The following is a 24,748-nucleotide window of genomic DNA, read 5'->3' as shown; positions in this document are numbered from 1 at the left end:
TGGGCATGAGCCGGCGCACTCGAAGACCTCTGGTCCTCACCCGAAGACTCTGGTCCTCCCCGGCGGGCCGGCCCACCCTCCACTGCGTGCTTGCGGAGCCGACCCATGCTCACCACCCTCAAGACCACCTACACCGACACCCGCGCCGCCGACCTCGCCTGGTGCCTGGGCAAGGACCCGCTGCCGGCGCTGGCCGTCCTCGACCTCCAGCTCGCCGGCTCCCAGGTCCAGCTGCGCCTCCTCGGCGCCTCCCACCAGGTGCTGCTGGAGGAGGGCGACGGCGTCTGCTCGGAGACGGTCGCCTGCCTGCCGGGGAGCGCCACCCCGCTGCCGCTGGGCGTCGCCAAGCGCATCGGCGCCTGGGAGTACGAGTTCGCGGCCCGGATAGAAACGCTCTCGCACGGCTCGTTCGCGGGCCGCGCGCAGGAGCTCCTCGCCCTGGTCGCCGAACACCCCTACGGCCTGGCGGGCACCTTCCCGGGCAGCCCGCACGCCTTCACCGCCCTGCTCGCCCAGCGGTGCGACGGCCAGATCAGCTGGCGCACCTGGCACGCCTATCCCCAGGAGGGGCGGCTGGTCGCCACCCGCACGAGAGTGGGGGCACGGACGGCGGCGGCTCTCTCGTAATAAACCCTTGTGGGTGACAAAGGGTTGCCGTTTCGTAACGTAGCGTTCCCAACATGATCTACCGCCCGGTATCGGCGCGGCTGCCCGTACCGGCCGGGCTCGGCCGCCTCGTGGTGCTGACCACCGTCTTCATCTGCGCCGCCTGCGGGCTGGTGTACGAGCTGGAGCTGGTCGCCCTGGCCTCGTATCTCATCGGCGACTCCGTCACCCAGGCCTCCGTCGTGCTGTCCGTCATGGTCTTCGCGATGGGCATCGGCTCGCTGCTCGCCAAGCGGCTGCGCAGGCGCGCCGCCCTGGGGTTCGCCGCGGTCGAGGCCTTACTGGCGCTCATAGGCGGCTCGTCGGCCATGGCGCTCTACGCCTGCTTCGCCTGGTTCGGCCAGGCGCGGCCGGCCCTGGTCGGCTTCTCCCTCGCCATCGGCGTGCTGATCGGCGCCGAAGTGCCCCTGCTGATGACGCTCATCCAGCGCATCCGCCGCCAGGACGCGGGCGGGGCCGTCGCCGACCTCTTCGCTGCCGACTACGTGGGCGCCCTGGTCGGCGGCCTCGCCTTCCCCTTCCTCCTCCTGCCCGTGCTCGGCCAGCTGACGGGCGCCCTGCTGACCGGCGCGGTCAACGCCGTCGCGGGCGGCGCGCTCGTCCTGTGGCTCTTCCGCGGCGACCTCTCGGTCCGCACGCGCCGGCTCCTCATAGCCACCAACGGCCTCGTCCTCGCCCTCCTCGCCACCTGCTCCGCCCTCAGCGGCCCCTTCGAGAAGGCCGCGCGCCACGCCGTCTACGGCGACGACGTCCGCGTGGCCGTCCAGTCCGACGTCCAGGAGGTCGTCCTCACGGGCGGCGGCGGCAGCGGCAAGCCCCTCTCCCTCTTCCTCGACGGCCGGCTGCGCGTCAACGGCGACGACGAGTACCGGTTCCACGAAGCCCTGGTCCACCCCGCGATGGACGGCCCGCACCGCAGGGCCCTCGTCCTCGGCGGCGGCGACGGCCTCGCCGTCCGCGAACTGCTGCGCTACGGCGACCTCTCCTCGGTGACCGTCGTCGACGTCGACGCGGCCGTCCTGCGCCTGGCCCGCACCGACCCCGATCTGGCCGCCCTCAACCACGGGGCCTTCCGCGATCCGCGCGTGCGGCTGGTGACGGCCGACCCCTTCGAGTGGCTGCGCTCGGGCTCCTCCGCCGAGGGCCCGTTCGACGTGGTGATCTCCGACCTCCCCGACCCCGGCATCACCACGAGCACCAAGTTCTATTCGCAGGAGTTCTACGGGCTGGTCGAGCGGCGGCTGGCCCCCGGCGGGCGGCTGGCCGTCCACGCGGGCACGCTCGGCGCCCGCCCGCACGTGTTCTGGACGGTCGACGCCACCGTCCGCTCGCTCGGCCTCTCCTCCACGCCGTACCGCGTGGACGGCATCGGCTTCTCCGGCGGCCCGGACAGGGTCCCGGTGCACAGCGGCCACGGCGAGGACTGGAGCTTCCTGCTCGTCTCGCGGGAACGGCTGCCGCTGGAGCTGCCCCGGGCGCGGCCCTGCCTGCTGTCCCTCACCGGCGGGCGGCTCGCGGCGGCCTGGCGGGAGGCCGAGCACAGCCGGGAGCCGGGGCTGCTGCCGTCGACGCTGATGCATCCGCGCTATGCGGAATGACCGTTTCTCTTCACGGTGTGTCCGTGGTGCTTCGGCGCCCTTGGCGCATGCGCGCGCGAAAGGCGCCCGGTGAGCAACCCTCCCGGTGCTGGAAGAACTTGGAGAAGTTCGCCGCGTCGTCGAAGCCGACCCGGCCCGCGATCCGGGCCGCGGACAGCCCGCTGTGCGCGAGCAGCCGCTTGGCCTCCAGCATCACCCGCCGGTCGATGAACTCCTTGGCGCCCACCCCGGCCGCGGCGGTGGTCGCGCGCGACAGCGTCCGCGAGGAGTAGCCGAGCGTACGGGCGTAGTCGGCGACCCGGTGGCTCGTGGCGAACTCCCGCTCGACCGCGGCCCGGAAGCGCAGGAAGGCGTCGCCCGGCGCGGGCACCCTGCTGCCGACGGGGGCGGTGAGGTGCGCGAGCCGCAGCACCAGGACCGACAGCAGGTGGCGCAGGACGTCGGCGTGCACGTCGGCCGGCAGGCCCGCGCCCGTACGGAAGTCCGCCTCCAGGTGGCCCACCGCGCAGAACACGGCCTCCCGGTCCTGGCCGACCGGCTGCCACACCACCGGCCGGAACGGGTCGTCCGCCACGGCGGCGACGGGGCTGCCGGACGGCAGGAAACCCGGTTGGACGAGGACGACCGTGCCCTCGATGGCCTCCGGATCGCCGAACTGCTGCACCTGTCCCGGACGCACCCACAGCACCGAGCCCTCCTCCAGCCAGTGGCCGGTGAAGTCGACGGTGTGGGCGGAGGAGCCGGAGCGGACGGCGACGATCTGGTGGAAGTCCAGCCGCTGCGGGCTGACCAGCAGGCCCTCGGGGGCGCGGGCGCGCAGCTCGGCCACCGGCATCACCTCGACCCCGGCGGGTGTGCCGGCCGGGGCCCGGTAGGCGAGATCGATGATGCCGCCGGGGCCGCCCGCGCCGTGTCGCTTTTTCACCATGGTGAGACGCGAGCTTACCTGTTTATGGGCGAAAAACGCCTTTAGCGTGGTCGTAACGCACAAGACAGTGCGGGCAAGGAAATGCAGGGACGGATATGGCACGGCAGAAAGACACCGCAGGCACCGCAGGCTCCGCAGACACCGCACGGCACAAACTCACGTACGCCTTCGACGCCTACTGCGGCTGGTGCTACGGCTTCGGCCCCACCATCCGGGAATTCGCGGAGGCGAATGCGGACCGCATCGAACTCACGGTGCTCAGCGGCGGACTGTTCACCGGCCCGCGGGCCCAGCCCGTGTCCGCCTATCCCTACATCCCCCGGTCGGACGCCCGGATCGGCGAGCTGACCGGCGCGGTCTTCGGGCCGGGCTACGCCAGGGCGTTCGCCGACGGCACCACCGTCCTGGACTCGGCCGCCGCCGCGACGGCCCTCGCCGCGCTGCGGGCACAGGCACCCGAGCGGACACTGGAGTTCGCGGGTGCACTGCAACGCGCCTGGTACGTGGACGGGCGGAGCCTGTCCGACCCGGAGACGGTGCGGACGGTCGCGTCCGGGCTCGGCGGTGTGGACGCCGGCGCGGCCGTCGCCGCCTTCGCCGACCCGGCCACGCGGCGCGCGGCGGAGGCGGAGTTCCGGGAGGTCCGGCGGCTGGGCGTCGACGCCTTCCCGACCCTGCTGCTGCACACGCCCGGCGGGCTGCGGCGGCTCGGCGGTCCGACGACCAGCGCCCGCGGGCTCACCCGCGCTCTTGACCAGCACTGATCACCCGCTTCAGTACTTCAGCACTCACCCCCGCACTGCTACTTCTGAGGAGAAGAACCCCATGGCGAAGATCGCCCTCTTCGGCGCCAACGGCACCATCGGCAGCCGCGTCCTGCGCGAGGCCCTGGACCGCGGCCACCAGGTCACGGCCGTCGTCCGCGACCCCAAGAAGCTCACCGAGCAGCACGAGAACCTGACGGTCGTCACCGGCGACGTCCTCGACCCGAAGTCCGTCGAGGCCGTGGCCGAGGGCCAGGACGTCGTGGTCAGCGCGGTCGGCGGCGGCGACGGCCCCGGGCACATCGCGACCATCAAGCCCGCGGCGGAGTCGCTGGTGGCCGGGGTGCGGGCGCTCGGCGAGAAGGCGCCGCGGCTGATCACGGTCGGTGGCGCGGGCTCGCTGCGCACGCCGGACGGCAAGCAGGTCTGGGACGCGGAGGGGCTCCCCGAGTTCCTGCTCCAGATCATGCACGCGCACGGCGACGCCCTCGACTACTACCGCACGGTCACCGACGTGCGCTGGACCAACCTGAGCCCCGCCGCCCTCATCGAGCCGGGCGAGCGCACGGGCACGTACCGCACGGCCCTGGAGGACCTCGTCGTGGACGGCAACGGCGCGTCGCGGATCTCCGCCGAGGACTACGCGGTGGCCCTCGTCGACGAGATCGAGGAGGCCAACCACATCGGCGAGCGCTTCACGGTCGGCTACTGACACCCGGCTGACACCCGGCTGACACCCGGCCGGCGCGCGGCCGAAGTCCGACCGCGGCCCGGCCGACACCCTCCCGGCCCCGCGTACGGGGCCGGGAGCGACGAAAATCCGTCCGGAGAGGCCCTGGTGAGGGGCCCGGTGGGTAGGCTCGCTGACTATGGAGCATGAGGTGTTCGTCCCGTTTCCCGTCGAGGCCGTGCGCCGGGTCCTGGCCGACCCGGCGCGGGTGGCCCGGTGCGTCCCCGGCCTGCAACAGGACAGCGCCGACGCCTCGGGAGAGACCGTCGCCGGGCGGCTGCGGCTGCGCATAGGCGGCTCGACCATCACCTACCGCGGCGAGCTGCGCCTGACCGAGCGGGAGGGCGCGTACGAGCTCTCCGGCGAGGGCACCGAGGTGCGGGGCACCGGCACGGTGACGCTGTCGCTGCGCGGGCTGCTGACCGAGGCGCCCGGCGGCGCGCGGCTGACCTGCGCCGGGACGGTGGCCACCGGCGGCCGGCTGGCGGAGTTCGACGAGAAGACCACGGAGGCCACCGCCCGCCGCCTGCTGGACCGTTTCGCCGCCGCGCTGGTGGAGGAGCTGCACGAGGACGCCGAGGAGGAGGCCGGGGACGGTCCCCGCCTGGAGGGCGGCAGCGTCTTCGACACGGCCGTCCCGCCCCCCTCCCTCGACCCGTCGGCCGACGACGACCTCGCGGACGACCTGGCCGACGACGACCTCGACGAGGACGACGTGGACGACGAGCCGCCGGCCGAGGCCGCGCACGCCCGCCGCACGATGATCGGCCGCAGCGCGGAGGAGGTCGACCACGCCCCGCCCCGCGGCCGCTACGCCCCCGTCCCGGCCCCCGAGGCCGCCTCGGCGACGGCGACCGCCCTGCGCTGGGCGGCACCCGCCGCGGCCGTCGCGATCGCCTCGGCGGTCGTCGTGGGACGCGTGCTGCGCCGCCGCCGCTGAGGATGCCCGCGGCGGCGGCCGGATGCCCATAGGGTCGTAACCGTGACGAATGACGTACGCACAGATGACGCAAGCGGCGGGCCCGTTGACCCCGGGCAGCCCGCACGGCCGGGCCGGCTCGTGCACCTCAAGGCCGGGGACGCCGAGCTCACCGTGGACCCCGGGCACGGCTGCCGGCTGACCGGCTTCCGCATCGGCGGGACCGAACTCCTGCGCCAGGGCGACAAGTACGGCTGCTTCCCCATGGTGCCCTGGTGCGGCCGCATCGAGCTCGGGCAGTTCCGCAACGGCGGCGAGCGGCACCAGATGCCCGTCAACCACCCGCCGCACGCCATTCACGGCACCGGCCGGGACGCGGCGTGGCGCACGGCCCGGGTGGACGGCTCCTCCGCCGCGTTCACCTATGACCTCGCCGACCCGTGGCCGTACCCCGGCCGCGTCACCCAGCTGGTCGAACTGGCCCCGGACGCCCTCACCCTCACCATGGGCGTGGAGGCGGCGAGCGACTCCTTCCCGGCGCAGGCCGGCTGGCACCCCTGGTTCCTGCGGAACCTCGGCACCGGCGAGGACGTACGGCTCGACTTCACCCCCGGCTGGCAGGAGGAGCGCGGCGCCGACCACATCCCCACCGGCCGCCGCATCGACCCCCTCCCCGGTCCCTGGGACGACTGCTTCGGCATGCCCGACGGCGTCGACGTGACCCTGACCTGGCCCGGCGCCCTGGAGCTGAAGGTGGCCAGCCGCGCCGAATGGGTCGTGGTCTACGACGAGCAGGAGGCGGCCGTCTGCGTCGAGCCGCAGTCCGGCCCGCCCAACGGCCTGAACACCCTGCCCCGCCTCGTCACGCCGATCGACCCGCTGGAGATCTCCACGACGTGGACGTGGCGGACGCTGGGCTGACGGACGCCGGGCTGACGGACGCCGGGTCGGCGGAAGCCGGGCTGACGGGCGGACGCCCGGCGGTCGCTGGCCTAAGCTCATGGGCATGAGCACGCGTGACGCCCTGCTACAGCAGATCAAGGACAAGGCCGTGGTCCACGGCAAGGTGACCCTCTCCTCCGGCAAGGAGGCCGACTACTACATCGACCTGCGCCGGATCACCCTGGATGCCGAGGCCGCGCCGCTGGTCGGCCAGGTGATGCTGGACGCCACCGCGGACCTGGACTTCGACGCCGTGGGCGGCCTGACCCTCGGTGCCGACCCCGTCGCCACGTCGATGCTGCACGCCGCCGCCGCGCGCGGCCGCACGCTGGACGCGTTCGTCGTCCGCAAGGCGCAGAAGACCCACGGCATGCAGCGCCGTATCGAGGGCCCGGACATCAAGGGCCGCCGCGTCCTGGTGGTCGAGGACACCTCGACCACCGGCGGCTCCCCGCTGACCGCGGTCGAGGCGGCGCGCGAGGCCGGTGCAGAGGTCGTCGCGGTGGCGACGATCGTCGACCGCGGCGCCGCCTCCGCGATCGAGGGCGCGGGCCTGCGCTATGTGACGGGCTACTCCCTGGGAGACCTGGGCCTGTCCTGACCTGCCCTTTCCATGAGTGCGTCGCCGCAGGGGGCGTGGTTTCACGTGAAACCACGCCCCCTGCGCGCACCTCGGCTCATATGAGCGTAGTGAGCCTCATGTGGAGTAATCAGGGGAGTCTGGGAAGATGGGGGCGACGATGACCGTCGCCCCCTAGGTCAGGGCCCCGTACCACTACGCCCGTACCCGCACATCACAAGGAGCGGACAGATGCCCATCGCAACCCCCGAGGTCTACAACGAGATGCTCGACCGGGCGAAGGCAGGCAAGTTCGCCTACCCGGCCATCAACGTCACCTCGACGCAGACCCTCCACGCCGCGCTGCGCGGCTTCGCCGAGGCGGAGAGCGACGGCATCATCCAGATCTCCACCGGCGGTGCGGAGTTCCTGGGCGGTCAGTACAGCAAGGACATGGTCTCGGGTGCGGTCGCGCTCGCCGAGTTCGCGCACGTCGTCGCCGAGAAGTACCCGGTGAACATCGCGCTGCACACCGACCACTGCCCCAAGGACAAGCTGGACGGCTACGTCCGCCCGCTGCTCGCGATCTCCCAGGAGCGCGTCGCCGCCGGCCGCAACCCCCTCTTCCAGTCCCACATGTGGGACGGCTCCGCCGAGAAGCTCGACGAGAACCTCGCCATCGCGAAGGAGCTCCTCGCCGAGGCCGTGAAGGCGAAGATCATCCTTGAGGTCGAGATCACCCCGACCGGCGGCGAGGAGGACGGCGTCTCCCACGAGATCAACGACGACCTCTACACCACCGTCGCGGACGTGGAGCGCACCGCCGAGGCCCTGGGCCTGGGCGAGAAGGGCCGCTACCTGCTGGCCGCCTCCTTCGGCAACGTCCACGGCGTCTACAAGCCGGGCAACGTCGTGCTGCGCCCGGAGCTCCTGCGCGACCTCCAGGACGGCATCGCCGCCAAGCACGGCAAGGCCGACCCGTTCGACTTCGTCTTCCACGGCGGCTCCGGCTCCACGGAGGAGGAGATCCGCACCGCGCTGGAGAACGGCGTCGTGAAGATGAACCTCGACACCGACACCCAGTACGCCTTCACCCGTCCGGTGGCGGCCCACATGTTCAGCAACTACGACGGCGTCCTGAAGGTCGACGGCGAGGTCGGCGACAAGAAGACCTACGACCCGCGCACCTGGGGCAAGCTGGCCGAGGCGAGCATGGCCGCGCGCGTCACCAAGGCGTGCGCGGACCTGCGCGCCACGGGCACGAAGCTGAAGTAAACGGCTCTACGGCTGAGGAAGGGGCCCGGTGTCGCGCGCGAGCGGCACCGGGCCCCTTTCGTATGGCCGCGCGCGCCCGTCCGGGGGATGATCGCGCCATGAGCGACTCCGCACCGGAACCCGCGCCCGGGCCCGGGCCCGGCTCCGAGCCGCCCCCGCCGGCGCGGGCCGCGGCGGCGGGGCAGCAGGCGCCCGTCGGCGGGCCCGCGGTGCGCATGGGCACCGCCACGGGGCGGGCGGTGCTGCTGACCGCCGTGCTGGGCTCGGGCATGGCGATGCTCGACAGCACCGTCGTCAACGTCGCCCTGCCGCACATCGGCCGGGACCTCGACGCCGACCTTCCGGTCCTCCAGTGGACCGTCAACGCGTACATGCTCACCCTCGCGGGCCTGATCCTGCTGGGCGGCGCGCTCGGCGACCGCTACGGGCGGCGGCGGATCTTCGTGATCGGCGTGGTGTGGTTCGCGCTCGCCTCGCTGCTGTGCGGGATCGCCCCCAGCGCCGGGGTGCTCGTGGGCGCGCGGGCCCTCCAGGGCATCGGCGGGGCCCTGCTCACGCCCGGCTCGCTCGCCCTCATCCAGGCCGTCTTCCGCGAGCAGGACCGGGCGGCCGCGGTCGGGGCCTGGTCCGGCCTGGGCGGGGTGGCCACGGCGGTCGGCCCGTTCGTGGGCGGCTGGCTGGTGGACGGCCCCGGCTGGCGCTGGGTGTTCCTGATCAACCTGCCGCTGGCGGCGGTGTGCGTCCCGGTGGCCCTGAAGTACGTGCCGGAGACGCGCGACCCCGGCGCGGGCGGGCGCTTCGACGCCCTCGGCGCGGCCCTGGGCGCGCTCGCCCTGGGCGCCGTGACGTACGCGCTGATCGCCGCCCCCGACAAGGGCGCCTCGCCGTGGGTGATCGGCCCCGCCGTCGCGGGCGTCCTGCTGGGCGTCGCCTTCTGCCGGGTGGAGGCCCGCAGACGCGACCCCATGCTGCCGCTGCACATCTTCTCCAACCGCCTGTTCTCCTCGATCAACGCGGTGACGGTGTGCGTCTACGCGGCCTTCAGTGGCTTCTTCTTCCTGTCGGTGCTGCAATTGCAGGTCGTGCTGGGCTGGTCGGCGCTCGAAGCCGGCACGGCCCTGCTGCCCACGACGATCCTGATGCTGCTGCTGTCGGCCCGCTCCGGGGAGATCGCCCAGCGCATCGGCCCGCGCCTGCCCCTCACGATCGGGCCGCTGCTGTGCGCCGCGGGCATGCTGCTGATGGCCCGCGTCGGCCGCGGCGCCTCGTACTGGGCGGACGTGCTGCCCGCGCTCGTGGTCCTGGGCCTGGGCATGACGGCCCTCGTCGCCCCGCTCACCGCGACCGTCCTCGCCTCCGTGGACGTCGCCCGCGCCGGCCTGGCCAGCGGCATCAACAACGCGGCCGCCCGCGCCGCCGGCCTGGTCGCCGTGGCCGCACTGCCGCTGCTGGTCGGCATGGGCCCGGACGCCTACCGCGAGCCCGCGGTGTTCACGCGCGCCTTCCGCAGCGCGATGTACTGGTGCGCGGGCTCCCTGGTGCTGGGCTCGGCCCTGGCCTGGTTCACGGTCGGGGCGGCGTGCCTGCGCACCCGCAAGCCCACGGGCGAGGAACCCAGCCACCCGGAGACCACGTACCACTGCGGGGCGGCGTCCCCGCCGCTGGACCCGGGCGACGCCTGAGCGCCCGTACGCGGCGCGGCCGTACGGGGGGCGGCGCCCGTACGCGGCCCGGCGCGCCGACCGCAATCGGCGATGGCCGGCTCCGGCACCTGCCCAGGCAGCGGGGCGACAGGGCAAACTGGAGCTCATGTCCATTCACGAGAACCTGCTCGGGGGACCGCCCCCGACCCACCTGCCCGACGACCCGGAGCCGCGCGAGCTGCTCGCCTCCGGAGCGGCCCCCTCCGAGGTCGCCGCGAAGTACCCCGCGTCGTCGCTGGCCTGGGCCCAGCTCGCCGACGAGGCGTTCGAGGGCGGCCGGGTCGTCGAGTCCTACGCCTACGCCCGCACCGGCTACCACCGCGGCCTCGACGCGCTGCGCCGCAGCGGCTGGAAGGGCCACGGCCCCGTGCCCTTCGAGCACGAGCCGAACCGCGGCTTCCTGCGCGCCCTGCACGCCCTCGCGCGCGCCGCGCAGGCTATCGGCGAGCAGGAGGAGTACGAGCGCTGCTCCACCTTCCTGCGCGACAGCTCGCCCACGGCGGCCAACACCCTGGGCTGACCTGTGACGCACGGCCGGAACGCCCTGCCTCGTGCGGGGCGTTCCGGCTGTCTGTTCCGGTTGTCCGTTCCGGCTGTCCGCAGGGTTATCCACAGCCCTTGCCGTGACCGGCTCCCCGCCCGCATGATCGCGTCAGTGGCCCGGCGAACCCGGGAGCAACGGCAGGGGAGACGACGTGACTTCTTCCAACCCACAGGGCACTTCTTCCGACCCGCAGGACACCGCAGCCAACCTTCACTTCACCGGCACCACCCCGTACGAGGACTATGTGCGGGCGTCCGAGCTCAGCAGCCTTCAGGAGCCGCTCTCCGAGGATCCCGGCGAGATGGCCTTCCTCGTCACCACGCAGGTGATGGAGCTCTGGTTCAGAGTCATCGTGCACGAATGGGAGACCGCCGCGCGCGCCCTGCGCGAGGACGACCTGCCGGTGGCGATGGCCGCCCTGAAGCGCTCCACGTATGAGTTGCAGTCCCTCAACGCCAGCTGGGAGCCGCTGGCGCACCTCACCCCGGCGCAGTTCAACGCCTTCCGCTCCGCCTTGGGAGACGCGTCCGGCTTCCAGTCGGCGATGCACCGGCGGCTGGAGTTCCTCCTCGGCGACAAGTCCGCGGCCATGCTGGTGCCGCACCAGGGCGCGCCGCAGATCCACGCCGAGCTGGAGAAGGCGCTGTACGCACCCAGCCTGTACGACGAGGTGCTGCGCCATCTCGCGCGCCGCGGCCATGAGATACCCGGGGCTGTCCTCGGCCGTGACGTCTCCGAGCGGTATGCGGCCGACCCGGCGGTCGAGGCGGTCTGGGAGCGGATATACGCCGGGGACCAGGGCAGTGAGGAGTGCCGGCTGGGGGAGGCGCTGACGGAGGTCGCGGAGCTCGTCTGGCGCTGGCGCAACGACCACTTGGTGGCCACGCGCCGGGCCATGGGCGCGAAGGTGGGCACGGGCGGCTCGCCGGGTGTGGCCTGGCTGGAGAAGCGGGCGACGAAGAACGTGTTCCCCGAGCTGTGGACGGCGCGCAGCCGTGTCTGAGACGCCGGCCGCGAGGGAGACCGCCGCTGTCTCCGAGGAAGCCGCCGCTCTCGACGCCGCCGACGGACTGGCCGTCAAGCGCGCCGAGTTCGACCTGGACGACGGAGTCGTCTACCTCGACGGGAACTCCCTCGGGGCCCTGCCGCGCGGCGTCGCCGCCCGCCTCGCGGATGTGGTCGGGCGCGAGTGGGGGCGGCTGCGCATCCGCTCCTGGGAGGAATCCGGCTGGTGGACGGCCCCGGAGCGGGTCGGCGACCGTATCGGCGGCCTGATCGGGGCAGCTCCGGGCCAGGTCGTCGCGGGTGACTCCACGAGCGTCAACGTCTTCAAAGCCGTGGTCGCGGCGATTCGCATGACACGGGGGGCGGGGGAGGGGGGAGGGGAGGGGGAGGCCCCCCTGCGGGACGAAGTGCTCGTGGACGCCGCCACCTTCCCCACCGACGGCTACATCGCCCGCTCCGCCGCCCGCATGACCGGCTGCCGGATCCGCGCCGTCGACGCCGCGGACATGGCCCGCGAAGCCGGTCCCCGCACGGCCGTCGCCCTCGTCAACCACGTCGACTACCGCACAGGCCGCCTCCACGACCTGCCCGGCACCACGGCCGCCCTCCGCGCCGCCGGCGCGCGCACCGTGTGGGACCTGTGCCACAGCGCCGGCGCCCTGCCCGTCCGTCTCGACGCCGACGGCGCGGACTTCGCGGTCGGCTGCACGTACAAGTACCTGAACGGCGGCCCCGGCGCGCCCGCATTCCTCTACGTGCGCCGCGCCCTCCAGGACCGGTTCGACTCACCGCTCCCCGGCTGGAACTCCCACGCCGACCCCTTCGCCATGGACCCCGCCTACGCGCCCGCCGGCGGCGCCGTCCGCGGCCGCGTCGGCACCCCGGAGATCCTCTCCCTCCTCGCCCTCGACGCCGCGCTCGACGTCTGGGACGGCGTGGACCTCGCGGCCGTCCGCGCCAAGAGCCTCGCCCTCACGGACTTCTTCCTGCGCTGCGTCGAGGCGTATGTCCCCCAGGGCGGCGTCGAGTCCGTGACGCCGCGGGCGCACGGCGAGCGGGGCAGCCAGGTGTCGCTGCGGTACGGGCCCGGAGCGGGCGAGGTCATGGCGGAGCTCGTCCGCCGTGGTGTCGTCGGCGACTTCCGGCGCCCGGACCTCCTCCGGTTCGGTTTCACGCCGCTCTACACGCGCTTCGCGGATGCGGAACGGGCCGCGCGCGTGCTCGGCGAGGCCGTGGCGGAGGCCCGGCGGTGACGGCCGAAGAGGACGCCCTGTTCCGCCTGCCCTACGTGCCGCCCGACGCGACCGTGCCCTACGGCCCGCACCCCAGCCAGGTCGTCGACCTCCACCTGCCGGCCGGGCCCGCGGCCGGCGTCCGCGTGACCCTGCTGCACGGCGGGTTCTGGCGCGAGGCGTACGACCGCCGCCACCTCGCGCCCCTCGCGGCGGCCCTGGCCGCGCAAGGCGTGGAGGTGGCCCTGGCGGAGTACCGCCGCGTCGGGCCGGGCGGCGGCGGAGGCTGGCCGCAGACGTACGAGGACGTCGTCCGCGCCGCGGCGCTCCGCAGCCGACCGGACCGACCAGGCCGGCACGACCGACCGGACCCGCAAGACCGGCAAGGCCAGCAGCAAAGGCACGTCCTGGTGGGCCACTCCGCCGGCGGCCACCTCGCCCTGTGCGCGGCGAGCGACGCCCCGGCCGCGGACGCTGTCACAGCCGTCGTCGCCATCGCCCCGGTCGCCGACCTCGCCCGGGCGCGGGCGCTGGGGCTGAGCGGCGGAGCGGTGGAGGAGTTCCTGGGCGGCGAGCGGCCCGCGGACGCCGACCCGGTCCTGCGCCCGCCGGCCCGCGTCCCCGTCACCGTCCTGCACGGAACCGACGACCCGGACGTGCCGCTGGAGCTCTCCCGCTCCTACGTGACGTCCGCCACGGCGGCGGGTGCGGACGTCACCCTGCACGCCCTCCCGGGCACCGGCCACTACGCCGCGGTCACGCCGGGCACGGCGGCCTACGGAGCCCTGCTGACCACACTGTTCTCCCCCTTCCGGGAGGGTGCCCGTCCGTCTTAAGGAGGACCCCCGGAGATCCCCATTCATGGGGACGCCCTACGACATCGGTTTGCCTACGGTTGATGGTGTGACCGACATCCACGACACCCATCCGGGCAACGAGCTGCGCATGGCGAAGACTGCCCTCCACAGGCTGCGCGAGGACCTCTTCACCGACGCCTTCGCGTTCCGCCCGCTGCCGCCGCTCTCCACCGAGCGCGGGTGGGTGCGCCGGCTGCCGGTGCGCGCCCGGCGGTACGCACGCTGGTTCCCGCACGGTGCCCTCACCCTCTTCGCGTGCTTCGTCACGCTCGCGACCGCCGACCGCATAGGCGGCGTGACCGGGCTCGGCTACGCGGGGCTGTTCGTCGGCGCACCGCTGATCATGACGATGCTCCGGCCGGTCGGCGCCTGGTGGCTCTCCCTGGGCGGGATGCTGTTCTCGGGCGTCTTCCTCAGCGGCTACGGGATGGGCTCGTCGGTCAACTTCGCCACGCACCTGATCGTCGTGCTGTTCGTGGCCCTGCGGACGCGGCCGCGCGTGGCGGTCGAGATGCTGGTGCTCACCGCCGCGTCCGGCATCTTCCTGACGTTCTTCCTCCAGGCCTTCCGCCCGTACGGCGCGTACCTGGGCTCCGAGCTCTTCGAGATGTTCGCCCTGTTCACGGTCGTGATGATCGCCGTGCTCTCCGTGCGCGGGCTGCGCGAGACCAAGCAGCAGGTCGCCGAGCAGACCGCCGTCACCGAGGTCGAGCGCTCCCGCCGCACCGTGCTGGAGGAGCGCACGACCATCGCCCGGGAGCTGCACGACGTCGTCGCACACCACATGTCGGTCGTCGCCATCCAGGCGGAGGCCGCCCCGTACCGCGTCCAGGAGACCCCGCCCGAGCTCGCGGCCGCGTTCCAGACGATCCGGGAGAACGCCGTGGCGGCGCTGACCGAGCTGCGCCGGATCCTCGGCGTCGTGCGGTCGGAGAACCCCGAGGCGTTCGCCGACCCGGAGGCCCCGCAGCCCACCCTCGAAGCGCTGCCTTCGCTGCTCGCCAACATCCGCTCGGCCGGGCTGCCCGTCGAGCACGTCACGACGGGCGCCGTGCGGCCGCTGCCGCAGGGCGTGGAGCTGTCGGCGTACCGGATCGTCCAGGAGGCGCTCAGCAACGTCCTGCGGCACGCGCCGGGCGCCGAGGCCCGCGTCGAGGTCAGCTACGTCCTGGGCGGGCTCGGCCTGCGGGTCGTCAACGGCGCGCCGAACCGGCTGGCGAAGCCCTCGCCCGGCGCCGGGCACGGCGTCCTCGGCATGCGCGAGCGCGTGGCGATGCTCGGCGGCGCGATGACGGCCGAGGCGACGGAGGACGGCGGCTACGAGGTCGCGGCGTTCCTCCCCGTGGAGCCGGGCGAGGCCGCCGCATGACCATCCGCGTGATGATCGTTGACGATCAGATGATGGTCCGCGAGGGCTTCTCCGTCCTGCTGAACGCCATGCCCGACATCGAGGTCGTGGGCGAGGCCGTCGACGGCAGGGAGGCTGTGGAAAAGGTCGCCACCCTGCGCCCCGACGTCGTCCTGATGGACATCCGGATGCCCGTGCTCAACGGCCTGGAGGCCACCCGGGAGATCGTCGCCGCCGACGCGGACGCCAAGGTGCTGGTCCTGACGACCTTCGACCTGGACGAGTACGTCTACCAGGCGCTTCGGGCCGGGGCGAGCGGCTTCCTGCTCAAGGACGCCTCCGCCCGGCAGCTCGCGGACGGCGTGCGCGTGGTCGCCGACGGCGAGGCGCTGCTGGCGCCGACGGTCACCAAGCGCCTCATCCAGGAGTTCTCCCGGCTGGGCGCGCCCAAGCCGCCCACGCAGGAGCGCGTCGGCGAGCTGACCGAGCGGGAGACGGAGGTCCTGGTGCTCGTCGCACAGGGCCGCTCCAACTCGGAGATCGCCGCGCACCTCGTGGTCGCCGAATCCACGGTGAAGACGCACGTCAGCCGCATCCTGGTGAAGCTGGGCCTGCGCGACCGGACGCAGGCGGCGGTCTTCGCGTACGAGGCGGGCCTGGTGACCCCGGGCGGCTGAGAGCCGGCCGCGACGGCGGACCACCGCGCCCCGAACGTGAAGCCGAAGCCGCCGGACGGCTACACGCGAGGCAGCGTGAGCCGCCATCCACCCGGCGCCGCCGTCCACGTGCGCCGCCGTACCGGCCCCGCCAGTACGTTGTCCGCGCGGTAGCGGAACGCGGGCCCGGAAACGGTGACGCGGCGGGCGCGCGAGCGCAGCGGGACGTCCGCGTCGTGGGTGTGGACGGCGAGCTCCGCGAGGCCGTCGCCCGCGGCGTCCAGGGAGACGCGGGTGACCGGCCGGTCGAGGTCGGTGATCAGCACCCCGTCGGCCTCGATCCGCAGCCGGGTGCAGCCGGGCACGGAGACGCGGCCGGCGGCCGCGGGGCCGGTCAGCAGGGTGAGCGCGGACCGTGCCGTGCGCGCGGCCGGGGACCACCACGGCTGGTGACCTTCGCCACTTCTGCCGGGCACGCCTTCCGCGCCGGCGCAACCCGGGCCGGACCCCGCACCCGCCGGATCCACGGCCTCCACACCGGCCTCGGCCGCCTCCGCAGACCCGTTCGGCCCAGTCGGCACCGGCGACCCCGCGGGCGCGTCCGGCCCGTCACCGGCGCCCGGGATCCACAGCCCGCCGAGGACCACACCGCCGCTGTCGTCCACAAGCACGTCCAGAGGGCGCTCCAGGCCGTCCAGGACGGCCCGGGCGGCCGCGACGGGCCCCAGGGGCACCCCGAGCCTGCGCGCCACGGAGACGGCCGGCAGGGGCCCCACAGGGACGACGGACACCGGGACGTCCGCCAGCTCGCGGCGGCGGTGCAGGACGGTCACCACGTGCAGCAGGGCGCGGTCGTCGCCGATGACGACCGGCCGCCGCCGGCCGCGCCGGGCCAGGGCGCGCTCGACCTCCTCCGGCCCTTCCGGCAGACAGATCTTGGTCGCTGCGCCGCCGCGGAGCACGTCCCTCGCGATCCGTACGGACTCGCCGTCCACGCGGCGGGCGACCGGGTCGATGACCACGAGCAGAGCCTGCTCGCCAGGGTCTGGAGCCGACACCTCGGTCCTTCCTCAGGTGCTGTTTTTCCCGGGGCACGACCCCCGGGCCCCCGGTCGCGACCCGGGGCCCTGGGTCTTTCTGTTCGTCCCCCGAGCGAAATATTCGGTAATCTCTCGGTGCAAGAGCCCCTGTCGCTGTTGCGCCAGGGGCTTCGTCTATCCGGGGCACCGGTTCGACGGCTCTAGCGGTGGTGTACGCCCTGAGCAAGCGGGGTGACACCACCACGCACGTTGGACATGCCCCGCCCGGAAGGGGTGTACGCCTGTGCCCGCACTTGTGCTGCTCGGTGCTCAGTGGGGTGACGAGGGCAAGGGAAAGGCCACCGATCTCCTCGGTGGATCTGTGGACTATGTGGTGCGCTACCAAGGTGGCAACAACGCCGGCCACACGGTGGTCGTCGGCGACCAGAAATACGCGCTGCACCTCCTCCCTTCCGGGATCCTCTCGCCGGGGTGCACCCCGGTCATCGGCAACGGTGTGGTCGTCGACCCGGCGGTCCTGCTCTCCGAGCTGAGCGGGCTGAACGAGCGCGGCGTCGACACGTCCAAGCTGCTGCTCAGCGGTAACGCGCACCTGATCACGCCGTACCACACGACGGTCGACAAGGTGACGGAACGCTTCCTCGGCAAGCGGAAGATCGGCACCACCGGCCGCGGCATCGGCCCGACCTACGCGGACAAGATCAACCGCGTGGGCATCCGCGTCCAGGACCTCTACGACGAGTCGATCCTGACGCAGAAGGTCGAGGCTGCCCTCGACTTCAAGAACCAGATCCTGGCGAAGCTCTACAACCGCCGCGCGATCGACGTCGCCCAGATCGTCGACGAGATGCTGGGCTACGCCGAGCAGATCAAGCCGTTCGTCGCGGACACCACGCTGATCCTGAACAACGCCATCGACGAGGGCAAGGTCGTCCTCTTCGAGGGCGGCCAGGGCACGCTGCTCGACGTCGACCACGGCACGTACCCCTTCGTCACCTCCTCCAACCCGACCGCGGGCGGCGCCTGCACGGGTACGGGCGTGGGCCCGACGAAGATCAACCGCGTGATCGGCATCCTCAAGGCCTACACCACGCGCGTCGGCGCCGGTCCGTTCCCGACCGAGCTGTTCGACAAGGACGGCGAGGCGCTGCGCACCATCGGCGGCGAGCGCGGTGTGACCACCGGCCGTGACCGCCGCTGCGGCTGGTTCGACGCCGTCATCGCCCGCTACGCCACCCGCGTCAACGGCCTGACGGACTTCTTCCTCACCAAGCTCGACGTGCTCACCGGCTGGGAGCAGATCCCGGTCTGCGTCGCGTACGAGATCGACGGCAAGCGGGTCGAGGAGCTGCCGTACAGCCAGAGCGACTTCCACCACGCGAAGCCGGTCTACGAGATGCTGCCGGGCTGGAGCGAGGACATCTCCAAGGCGAAGACCTTCTCGGACCTGCCGAAGAACGCGCAGGCGTACGTGAAGGCGCTGGAGGAGATGTCGGGCGCGCCGATCTCCGCGATCGGCGTGGGCCCGGGCCGTGACGAGACGATCGAGATCAACTCGTTCCTTTCGTAGGCACCCTGCACGGACGCACGGCGCCCCGGTGGCTTTCGGCCACCGGGGCGCCGTCGCGTTCAGGTGATCTTCGGGTATCAGCCGGTTTTCCGGTAGACCAGTGAGGCGTCTTTCGTGCCGGAGTCGACGAAGTCGCGCCGCATCCGGCCGTCCGGCAGGAGGACGAGGTCCGAGGCGGAGCCGGGCTGGCAGGCCGAGGCGGGGTTCGCCCGGGTGACCCGGGAGGGGCCGAGGTGCAGCGGGCTCCCGGCGGTGCCGCCGCCGGTCGCCGTGGTCTGCCACTGGCAGGTGTACGACGTGCCGTCGTCGAGCACGCCGCTCCCCTCGATCGTGACGACGGTGTCCGCGCCCCGCGAGATGGTGATGGCCCGGCTGTTGGTGCGGGTTCCGCTGCCGAAACCGGACTGCCAGGTGCCGGCGTACGCCTGAGGCCCGCCGGCGTCCGTGCCGGGGCTCGTGGCGGGCGCGGGCGCGGACCCGGTGGCCGGGGCGGCCGACGGGGGCGTGGTGCCGGGGGAGGCGGCCCGCGAGGAGGAGTTCGCCGCCCCGGAAACCTCGTCCTTCCCGCCGCTCTGCTTGAGCAGGAAGACCGTTCCTGCTCCCGCGATCAGCCCGCCGGCCACCACGGCGGCGAGGATGACCGGCACCCGCGAACGGCGCGGCGCGGGAGGCCCGTAGGGGACGTAACCGGTGACGTACGTGCCGCTCGAGTCGTGCGGGCCGGGGACATAGCCGGGCGCGTGTCCGGGGGCGTGTCCGGGGGCGTGGCCGGATCCGTACGGGCCCGGCTGCGGATATCCGTAAGGGACCGCGGCGGGCGCGGGCGGCGGCGAGGGATGCGACGGGTGCCCCGCCGGGGGAGGCGTGCTCCCCGCGGTGACGGTCGGCGGATCCTGCCGCGCGGGCGGCAGCGGTTGCGCGGCGGGTGCCGCCGCCGGGGATATCACCGCCGGGGATATCGCCGTCGGCGCGTGCCCGTCGCCCGCCGGCTCCGGGTCCCGTACGGGCTCCTCCACGTTCAGCAACTGCACGGCGTGCCGCCCGAGCTGGGCGACGAGGCCGCTCGGCAGCCAGGGCTCCGCGGAGCGCAGGTCGCCGAGCACCTCCTCGACGCCGGTGACCTCCAGGACCTGCGCGGGCGTCGGCCGCTCCTGCGGGTCCTTGGCGAGGAACGACGTGATGAGCGGGCGCAGTCCGGCCGGCACCCCGGTCAGGTCCGGCTCCTCCTCAGCGATCCGGTACATGAGGGCGTGCACGCCGCTGTCGGTCGTGCCGAACGGCATCCGGCCGGTGGCCGCGTAGGCCAGCACGGAGCCGAGGCAGAAGACGTCGCTGGCGGGCGTGACCGCGCCGCCGCGCACCTGCTCGGGCGACATGAAGCCGGGGGAGCCGACGGCCGCGCCGGTACGGGTGAGGCCGTCGCCGTCAGCGACGGTCTCCAGGGCGCGGGCGATGCCGAAGTCGATGACGCGCGGGCCGTCGAGGGTGACGAGCACGTTGGACGGCTTGAGGTCGCGGTGGACGATGCCCGCGGCGTGAACGGCCTGCAAGGCGCGCGCGAGACCGGCGCCGAGGATGCGCACGGAGCGCTCGGGCAGCGGCCCGAAGTCCCGGTCGACGACCTGCCGCAGGGACGGCCCGGCGATGTAGCCGGTGGCGACCCAGGGGACTTCGGCCTCGGTGTCCGCGTCGAGCACGGGCGCCGTCCACTCGCCGCCGACCTGGCGGGCGCTGCGCACCTCCTGGCGGAAGCGGCGCCTGAACTCCTCCTGGCCGGCCAGTTCGCGGTGGACGAGCTTGACGGCGACCGTGCGGCCCCGGTCCGAGCGGGCCAGGTAGACGCGGCCCATGCCGCCCGCGCCGAGCCGCCCGAGCAGCCGGTACGCGCCGAGTGTGCGTGGATCGTCCAGCCTCAGGCCGTCCATGGTCAGGTCCTCCGTGTCCCCCGTGTTTCCTTGCGGAGAATAGCGGGACCACAAAGAACCGGGACCCCGCACACGGAAAGTACGGGGCCCCGGTCCGGACCGCTGGGCACCCCGGCGCGGGCCGGGAAGCGGGGTCAGGCCGGAATGATGTTCTCCGCCTGGGGACCCTTCTGGCCCTGGGTGACGTCGAAGGTGACCTTCTGGCCCTCCTGAAGCTCCCGGAACCCCTGGGTAGCGATGTTCGAGTAGTGGGCGAAGACGTCGGCACCGCCGCCGTCCTGGGCGATGAAGCCGAATCCCTTTTCCGAGTTGAACCACTTCACGATGCCGGTAGCCAAGATGATCTCCTCGATGGCGGCGGTGCCTGAATTCCGGGCACCTAAAAAAGCGCAGCCGAACGCAACAGCGCCTGAAGGTCGCAGACCTTCAGGCGCGCATATGACCGGGTCCATAACTGCAACGGAAAACGACCGTAGCATGCGGCTCGTCCCATTCGCGGAATTTGCGAATTTCCCCGGCCGACGCGGCGTGCCGCGCCGCCCGGCAGTGTGTCGGCGGGCGTGGCAAGAGCCATACACAGTGCCGGTGTCGGGCCGGTCCGGGCCTGCCTACGCTGGCTGTTGCCCGTTCCAGAGCCCCAGCCCGGCCTGAGCACCAGGGAGCCGACCGTGAGCACCCCGCACCCCGCAGCCGACCCCGCCGCCGGCGCCGCCGTCAAGGCCGCCGACCGCGCGCACGTCTTCCACTCCTGGTCCGCGCAGGGCCTCATCGACCCGCTGGCCGTCGCGGGCGCCGAGGGCTCCTGGTTCTGGGACTACGACGGCAACCGCTACCTCGACTTCTCCTCCCAGCTGGTCAACACCAACATCGGCCACCAGCACCCCAAGGTGGTCGCCGCGATCCAGGAGCAGGCGGCGCGGCTGTGCACGATCGCGCCGGGCTTCGCGGTGGACGTGCGCTCCGAGGCCGCGCGGCTGATCGCCGAGCGCACCCCCGGCGACCTCGACAAGATCTTCTTCACCAACGGCGGTGCGGAGGCGGTCGAGAACGCCGTGCGGATGGCCCGCCTGCACACCGGCCGGCCCAAGGTGCTGAGCGCCTACCGCTCGTACCACGGCGCGACCGCCGCGGCCATCAACCTCACCGGCGACCCGCGCCGCTGGCCCTCCGACACCGCCTCGGCGGGCGTCGTGCACTTCTGGGCGCCCTTCCTCTACCGCTCGCCGTTCCACTCCGGCAGCGAGCAGGAGGAGTGCGAGCGCGCGCTGCAACACCTTGAGGACACGATCGCGTTCGAGGGCCCGGCCACGATCGCCGCGATCGTCCTGGAGACGATTCCCGGCACGGCCGGGATCATGGTCCCGCCGCCCGGCTACCTGCCCGGTGTGCGGGAGATCTGCGACCGTTACGGCATCGTGTTCGTCCTCGACGAGGTCATGGCGGGCTTCGGCCGTACGGGGCGCTGGTTCGCCGCCGACCACTTCGACGTCGTGCCCGACCTGCTGACCTTCGCCAAGGGCGTCAACTCCGGCTACGTGCCGCTCGGCGGCGTCGCGATCTCCGCCGGGATCGCCGCCACCTTCGACGAGCGCCCCTACCCCGGCGGACTCACCTACTCCGGGCACCCGCTGGCCTGTGCCTCCGCCGTGGCGACGATCAACGCCATGGCCGAGGAGGGCATCGTGGAGAACGCCGCCCGGATCGGCGAGCAGGTCCTCGGCCCCGGCCTGCGCGAGCTCGCCGGCCGCCACCCGAGCGTCGGCGAGGTGCGCGGCCTGGGCGCCTTCTGGGCCGTGGAGCTGGTCCGCGACCGGGCCACCCGCGAGCCGCTGGTGCCGTACGCGGCGGCGGGCGAGGCGATGACGGCGTTCACCGCCGCCTGCAAGAAGAACGGCCTGTGGCCGTTCGTGAACATGAACCGCACCCACGTGGTGCCGCCGTGCACGATCACGGAGGAAGAGGCGAAGCAGGGCCTGGCGGCCCTGGACGAGGCGCTCACGGTGGCGGACGCGTACACGGTCTGAGGCGTACGCCCCCGTGGACAACCGTCACAAAAGGTGACCGGCGGCGCCGAACCGCCCGAGCCCACTCGTAAGGGCGCAACCCTCATGGGGTACCGTGCCCCGTTCCTGTGCGCACGGCCATATTGTCCAAGACGGCCCTCGCATATCGTTTGCGAGGGCCGCCCGCATCATGGCGCGCGGCCGGGGAAGGGGAGACGGAGACCGATGCCCGGCAGCGAGGCTGTCAGACGCACGACGCTGCGCGAGCAGATCGCCGATGCCTTGCGTGACGAGGTCATAGCGGGGCGGCTCCCCGCGGGCCGCCAGTTCACGGTCAAGGAGATCGCCGAGCAGTACGGCGTCTCGGCCACACCCGTGCGCGAGGCGCTGCTCGACCTGTGCGCGCAGGGGCTGCTCGGCGTGGAAATGCACAAGGGCTACCGCGTGCGCGAATTCACGTACGCCGATTTCCGGGACATGGTCGAGGCCCGTTCGCTGATCGTCGAGGGCATCTTCCGCCGCTCCCCGGACCGCGCGCTGGGCGCCGTCACCCCGTCCGCGCTGGCCTCCGTGCGGCGCCGGGCCGAGGAGGCCTCGCGGGCCGCCGCCGCGGGCGATCTGGACATCCTCATCGGCTACGACCTCCGCTTCTGGCGCGAACTCGCCGCAATCGTCGGCAACCCGTACATATCCGACTTCCTCAATACGGTCCGCGTGCAGGGCTGGGTCTTCACCGTCCCGCTGCTGCGCCGGATGCCCACCCTCCGGGGCCGCCTGTGGAGCGGCCACAGCGAACTCGTCGAGGCCGTGGCCCGGCAGAACGCCGGGGAAGTCGAGCGGATCATCACCGCGTACAACCAGCACTCCCTGGCACTGATCGAGGCCTCCCGCCCGGTATGACAACCGGCCCGGCAGCACTACTCTGGCTCGACCATCGCCTCACGACGAGCCGTCCGGTGAGTCGTCCGGTGAGTCGTCTTGAGCCGTCTTGAGTCGTCGCGAACGAGAGTGAGTTCACGTGGCCTGTGACCTCTGGCTGGTCCCCCTCGTCGACGTGCTGTGCCACAGCCCCGACAACCCCTTCGCCGAGGAGATCGCCGCGTACGACAAGGCGCTCGGCGAGGCCGGACTGCCGCCCGTGCCCGTCTTCGGCTACATGCCGGGGCTCTCCGGGGACGTGGCGCCCGTCGCGGGCTTCGACTACGACGCGCTGCACTTCCTGCGCCGCGCCCACATGCTCAACCTGTGCGGCCTCGCCGTCACCCCCGTGGACGAACTGGGCGGCGACTACGAGCAGTTGCTGGAGATGTTCGAGGCCACGGCGCAGCAGTCCCATCTGGTGTGGCACTACGACCACGCCGGGGCGTACGTCCCGGTGGACTTCGCGCACCCGCTGACCAATGACGAACTGCTGGAGGGCGGGGGCCCCTTGGGATCGAGCCAGGGGTTGCTGCGCGAACTGCACGCGGTGGCACCGGTGCTGGGCATCGATCCCGACAACCCCCCTGCCGCGCCCGCCGCTCCGGAGCGGCCCACGGGGCTGGAGGAGCGGGCGGCACCGGGGCCGGAGGACGACAGCCCGTTCGCGCGGGAGCGGCACGTCTGGCTGGGGCTGCACGCCGCGGCGACGCGCAGTCTGGGCCAGGGGTCGATGATCGTCTTCAGCTGAGGCGGCTGAGACGGCTGAGGCCGCTGGGGCTGCTTGGTGTCAGCGCGGGGACTCCGGAGGCCGCTGCCGCGGCATGTTCGGCCGGGTGCCGGGGGGCAGCGGGAAGCGCGGCAGCGGGCCGCCGCCCTCTCCCCGGGGGCCCCACGACACCAGCGACTGCGTGAGCAGCGGCGTCGGCCCCGCGCGGAACTCCACCATCCAGTCGGCGGTCTCCGCCCGGACGAGCTCGGAGACATCCTCGGAGAAGCGGCGCAGGACGCTCAGGCAGCGCTCGGCCGCCTCGCTGGCCGTGCCCTCCGTCGGGCCGAGCACCTCGCGGACGCACTCCGACGCCCAGTCGAACTGCAGGGCCTCCAGGCGGCGCTGCACGGCCTGCGCCGTGGCGACGGCCCGCATCCAGCCGGACGTCAGGCCGAAGTAGCGGTCGCAGGCGACGCAGGCGACCGACCCGAGCAGCACCAGGAAGCCCCAGGCGCAGCCGGTGCGGACGACGTTCGTCAGCTGGAGCAGCGGCAGGGCCGAGCCCACCACCGCGCAGGCCGCGGCGCCGATGCGCAGCGCGCGTGCCCACCGGCGTTTCCAGGCGCGGTCCGCCAGATACCAGTCGACCAGGTACAGGGCGCCGTTCTCCACCCAGCGGTACAGCTCATCGAGACGCTCCGCGGGCTCCCCCCAGTCGCCGAGCGGGAACGTGCGGCCGCGCAGGTCGCCACGGTGCCTCCCACTCTGCTCGCGGGGGAGCCCCTCGGGCTGCATCTCCGGCTGGCTCACCCGTGCACTCCCTCTGCCGCATGCGGATCGCGAGCCACCTTCCT

The 24,748-nt window shown here is 73.1% G+C and carries 24 protein-coding genes; 19 read left to right on the top strand and 5 right to left on the bottom strand.

Features of this window, described 5'->3' with window-relative positions; translation table 11 throughout:
* Nucleotides 1-105 precede the first annotated feature (105 nt).
* Together PS271_RS13170 and PS271_RS13165 are read left to right on the top strand one after the other, a co-directional pair.
* The gene (locus tag PS271_RS13170) at nt 106-627 is read left to right on the top strand and encodes a DUF2617 family protein (RefSeq protein ID WP_030367009.1); all 522 of its coding nucleotides are present in this window, start codon (nt 106-108) and stop codon (nt 625-627) included.
* Between the two features lie 53 nt (nt 628-680).
* A complete protein-coding gene (locus PS271_RS13165) occupies nt 681-2,264 on the top strand; it encodes a polyamine aminopropyltransferase (RefSeq protein WP_398382089.1) in 1,584 nt (527 codons plus the stop codon).
* Between the two features lie 10 nt (nt 2,265-2,274).
* Here the strand turns inward: PS271_RS13165 and PS271_RS13160 are convergent, their stop codons facing one another.
* The gene (locus PS271_RS13160; RefSeq protein WP_398382088.1) at nt 2,275-3,192 is read right to left on the bottom strand and encodes a helix-turn-helix domain-containing protein; all 918 of its coding nucleotides are present in this window, start codon (nt 3,190-3,192) and stop codon (nt 2,275-2,277) included.
* Between the two features lie 95 nt (nt 3,193-3,287).
* Between PS271_RS13160 and PS271_RS13155 the strand changes: the two genes are divergently transcribed.
* From PS271_RS13155 to PS271_RS13095, 13 genes are all read left to right on the top strand, one after another.
* Nucleotides 3,288-3,956, top strand: a complete 669-nt coding sequence (locus PS271_RS13155) for a DsbA family protein (RefSeq protein ID WP_398382087.1) — start codon at nt 3,288-3,290, stop codon at nt 3,954-3,956.
* Between the two features lie 61 nt (nt 3,957-4,017).
* Nucleotides 4,018-4,668, top strand: coding sequence for an NAD(P)-dependent oxidoreductase (locus tag PS271_RS13150; protein ID WP_398382086.1), 651 nt, complete (start codon nt 4,018-4,020; stop codon nt 4,666-4,668).
* 157 nt (nt 4,669-4,825) lie between these two features.
* Nucleotides 4,826-5,626: an SRPBCC domain-containing protein gene (locus PS271_RS13145; RefSeq protein WP_398382085.1), complete on the top strand. Its 801-nt coding sequence runs from the start codon at nt 4,826-4,828 to the stop codon at nt 5,624-5,626.
* A gap of 120 nt (nt 5,627-5,746) precedes the next feature.
* Complete coding sequence (locus PS271_RS13140) at nt 5,747-6,526, top strand: aldose epimerase family protein (RefSeq protein ID WP_398386831.1); 780 nt, start codon at nt 5,747-5,749, stop codon at nt 6,524-6,526.
* A 79-nt stretch (nt 6,527-6,605) separates the two neighbouring features.
* Entirely contained in the window at nt 6,606-7,148 is a 543-nt protein-coding gene (gene pyrE, locus PS271_RS13135) for an orotate phosphoribosyltransferase (RefSeq protein WP_398382084.1), read from the top strand.
* Nucleotides 7,149-7,358: 210 nt separating this feature from the next.
* Nucleotides 7,359-8,381 carry a class II fructose-bisphosphate aldolase gene (fbaA, locus tag PS271_RS13130; protein WP_235481154.1) on the top strand — a complete coding sequence of 341 codons (1,023 nt, stop codon included), beginning with the start codon at nt 7,359-7,361 and terminating at the stop codon, nt 8,379-8,381.
* Nucleotides 8,382-8,479: 98 nt separating this feature from the next.
* The gene (locus PS271_RS13125; RefSeq protein ID WP_398382083.1) at nt 8,480-10,063 is read left to right on the top strand and encodes a DHA2 family efflux MFS transporter permease subunit; all 1,584 of its coding nucleotides are present in this window, start codon (nt 8,480-8,482) and stop codon (nt 10,061-10,063) included.
* 127 nt (nt 10,064-10,190) lie between these two features.
* The gene (locus PS271_RS13120; RefSeq protein ID WP_120754667.1) at nt 10,191-10,604 is read left to right on the top strand and encodes a DUF3151 domain-containing protein; all 414 of its coding nucleotides are present in this window, start codon (nt 10,191-10,193) and stop codon (nt 10,602-10,604) included.
* 175 nt (nt 10,605-10,779) lie between these two features.
* Complete coding sequence (locus tag PS271_RS13115; RefSeq protein WP_398382082.1) at nt 10,780-11,631, top strand: tryptophan 2,3-dioxygenase family protein; 852 nt, start codon at nt 10,780-10,782, stop codon at nt 11,629-11,631.
* Nucleotides 11,624-12,886: a kynureninase gene (gene kynU, locus PS271_RS13110; RefSeq protein ID WP_398382081.1), complete on the top strand. Its 1,263-nt coding sequence runs from the start codon at nt 11,624-11,626 to the stop codon at nt 12,884-12,886. The genes PS271_RS13115 and kynU overlap by 8 nt, the downstream gene beginning before the upstream one ends.
* Nucleotides 12,883-13,701, top strand: a complete 819-nt coding sequence (locus PS271_RS13105) for an alpha/beta hydrolase (RefSeq protein ID WP_398382080.1) — start codon at nt 12,883-12,885, stop codon at nt 13,699-13,701. Before kynU ends, PS271_RS13105 begins: the two co-directional genes overlap by 4 nt.
* Nucleotides 13,702-13,810: 109 nt before the next feature.
* Nucleotides 13,811-15,091, top strand: coding sequence for a sensor histidine kinase (locus PS271_RS13100; protein ID WP_398386829.1), 1,281 nt, complete (start codon nt 13,811-13,813; stop codon nt 15,089-15,091).
* The gene (locus tag PS271_RS13095; RefSeq protein ID WP_398382079.1) at nt 15,088-15,747 is read left to right on the top strand and encodes a response regulator; all 660 of its coding nucleotides are present in this window, start codon (nt 15,088-15,090) and stop codon (nt 15,745-15,747) included. Before PS271_RS13100 ends, PS271_RS13095 begins: the two co-directional genes overlap by 4 nt.
* A 59-nt stretch (nt 15,748-15,806) precedes the next feature.
* On the opposite strand, the gene PS271_RS13090 is transcribed toward PS271_RS13095, so the two are convergent.
* Nucleotides 15,807-16,784, bottom strand: a complete 978-nt coding sequence (locus PS271_RS13090; RefSeq protein WP_398382078.1) for a diacylglycerol kinase — start codon at nt 16,782-16,784, stop codon at nt 15,807-15,809.
* Nucleotides 16,785-17,049: 265 nt separating this feature from the next.
* Here PS271_RS13090 and PS271_RS13085 point away from each other — a divergent pair, with 265 nt between their 5' ends.
* Complete coding sequence (locus tag PS271_RS13085) at nt 17,050-18,336, top strand: adenylosuccinate synthase (protein WP_030367028.1); 1,287 nt, start codon at nt 17,050-17,052, stop codon at nt 18,334-18,336.
* A 77-nt stretch (nt 18,337-18,413) separates the two neighbouring features.
* Here the strand turns inward: PS271_RS13085 and PS271_RS13080 are convergent, their stop codons facing one another.
* Nucleotides 18,414-20,261 carry a serine/threonine-protein kinase gene (locus PS271_RS13080; protein ID WP_398382077.1) on the bottom strand — a complete coding sequence of 616 codons (1,848 nt, stop codon included), beginning with the start codon at nt 20,259-20,261 and terminating at the stop codon, nt 18,414-18,416.
* 134 nt (nt 20,262-20,395) lie between these two features.
* Nucleotides 20,396-20,599, bottom strand: coding sequence for a cold-shock protein (locus PS271_RS13075; protein ID WP_030367030.1), 204 nt, complete (start codon nt 20,597-20,599; stop codon nt 20,396-20,398).
* Nucleotides 20,600-20,929: 330 nt separating this feature from the next.
* Here PS271_RS13075 and PS271_RS13070 point away from each other — a divergent pair, with 330 nt between their 5' ends.
* From PS271_RS13070 to PS271_RS13060, 3 genes are all read left to right on the top strand, one after another.
* Nucleotides 20,930-22,285, top strand: a complete 1,356-nt coding sequence (locus PS271_RS13070) for an aspartate aminotransferase family protein (protein ID WP_398382076.1) — start codon at nt 20,930-20,932, stop codon at nt 22,283-22,285.
* A 204-nt stretch (nt 22,286-22,489) separates the two neighbouring features.
* Nucleotides 22,490-23,164 carry a GntR family transcriptional regulator gene (locus PS271_RS13065; protein WP_398382075.1) on the top strand — a complete coding sequence of 225 codons (675 nt, stop codon included), beginning with the start codon at nt 22,490-22,492 and terminating at the stop codon, nt 23,162-23,164.
* A gap of 118 nt (nt 23,165-23,282) precedes the next feature.
* Nucleotides 23,283-23,933 carry a putative DNA-mimic protein gene (locus PS271_RS13060; RefSeq protein ID WP_106677582.1) on the top strand — a complete coding sequence of 217 codons (651 nt, stop codon included), beginning with the start codon at nt 23,283-23,285 and terminating at the stop codon, nt 23,931-23,933.
* A gap of 39 nt (nt 23,934-23,972) precedes the next feature.
* Here the strand turns inward: PS271_RS13060 and PS271_RS13055 are convergent, their stop codons facing one another.
* Nucleotides 23,973-24,704: an SLATT domain-containing protein gene (locus PS271_RS13055; protein WP_030367034.1), complete on the bottom strand. Its 732-nt coding sequence runs from the start codon at nt 24,702-24,704 to the stop codon at nt 23,973-23,975.
* Nucleotides 24,705-24,748 lie beyond the last annotated feature (44 nt).

The organism is Streptomyces sp. SCA2-17 (genome assembly GCF_044336695.1).
The sequence above is the reverse complement of the archived record's forward strand: the minus strand, read 5'-3'. Positions and strand labels throughout refer to the sequence as shown.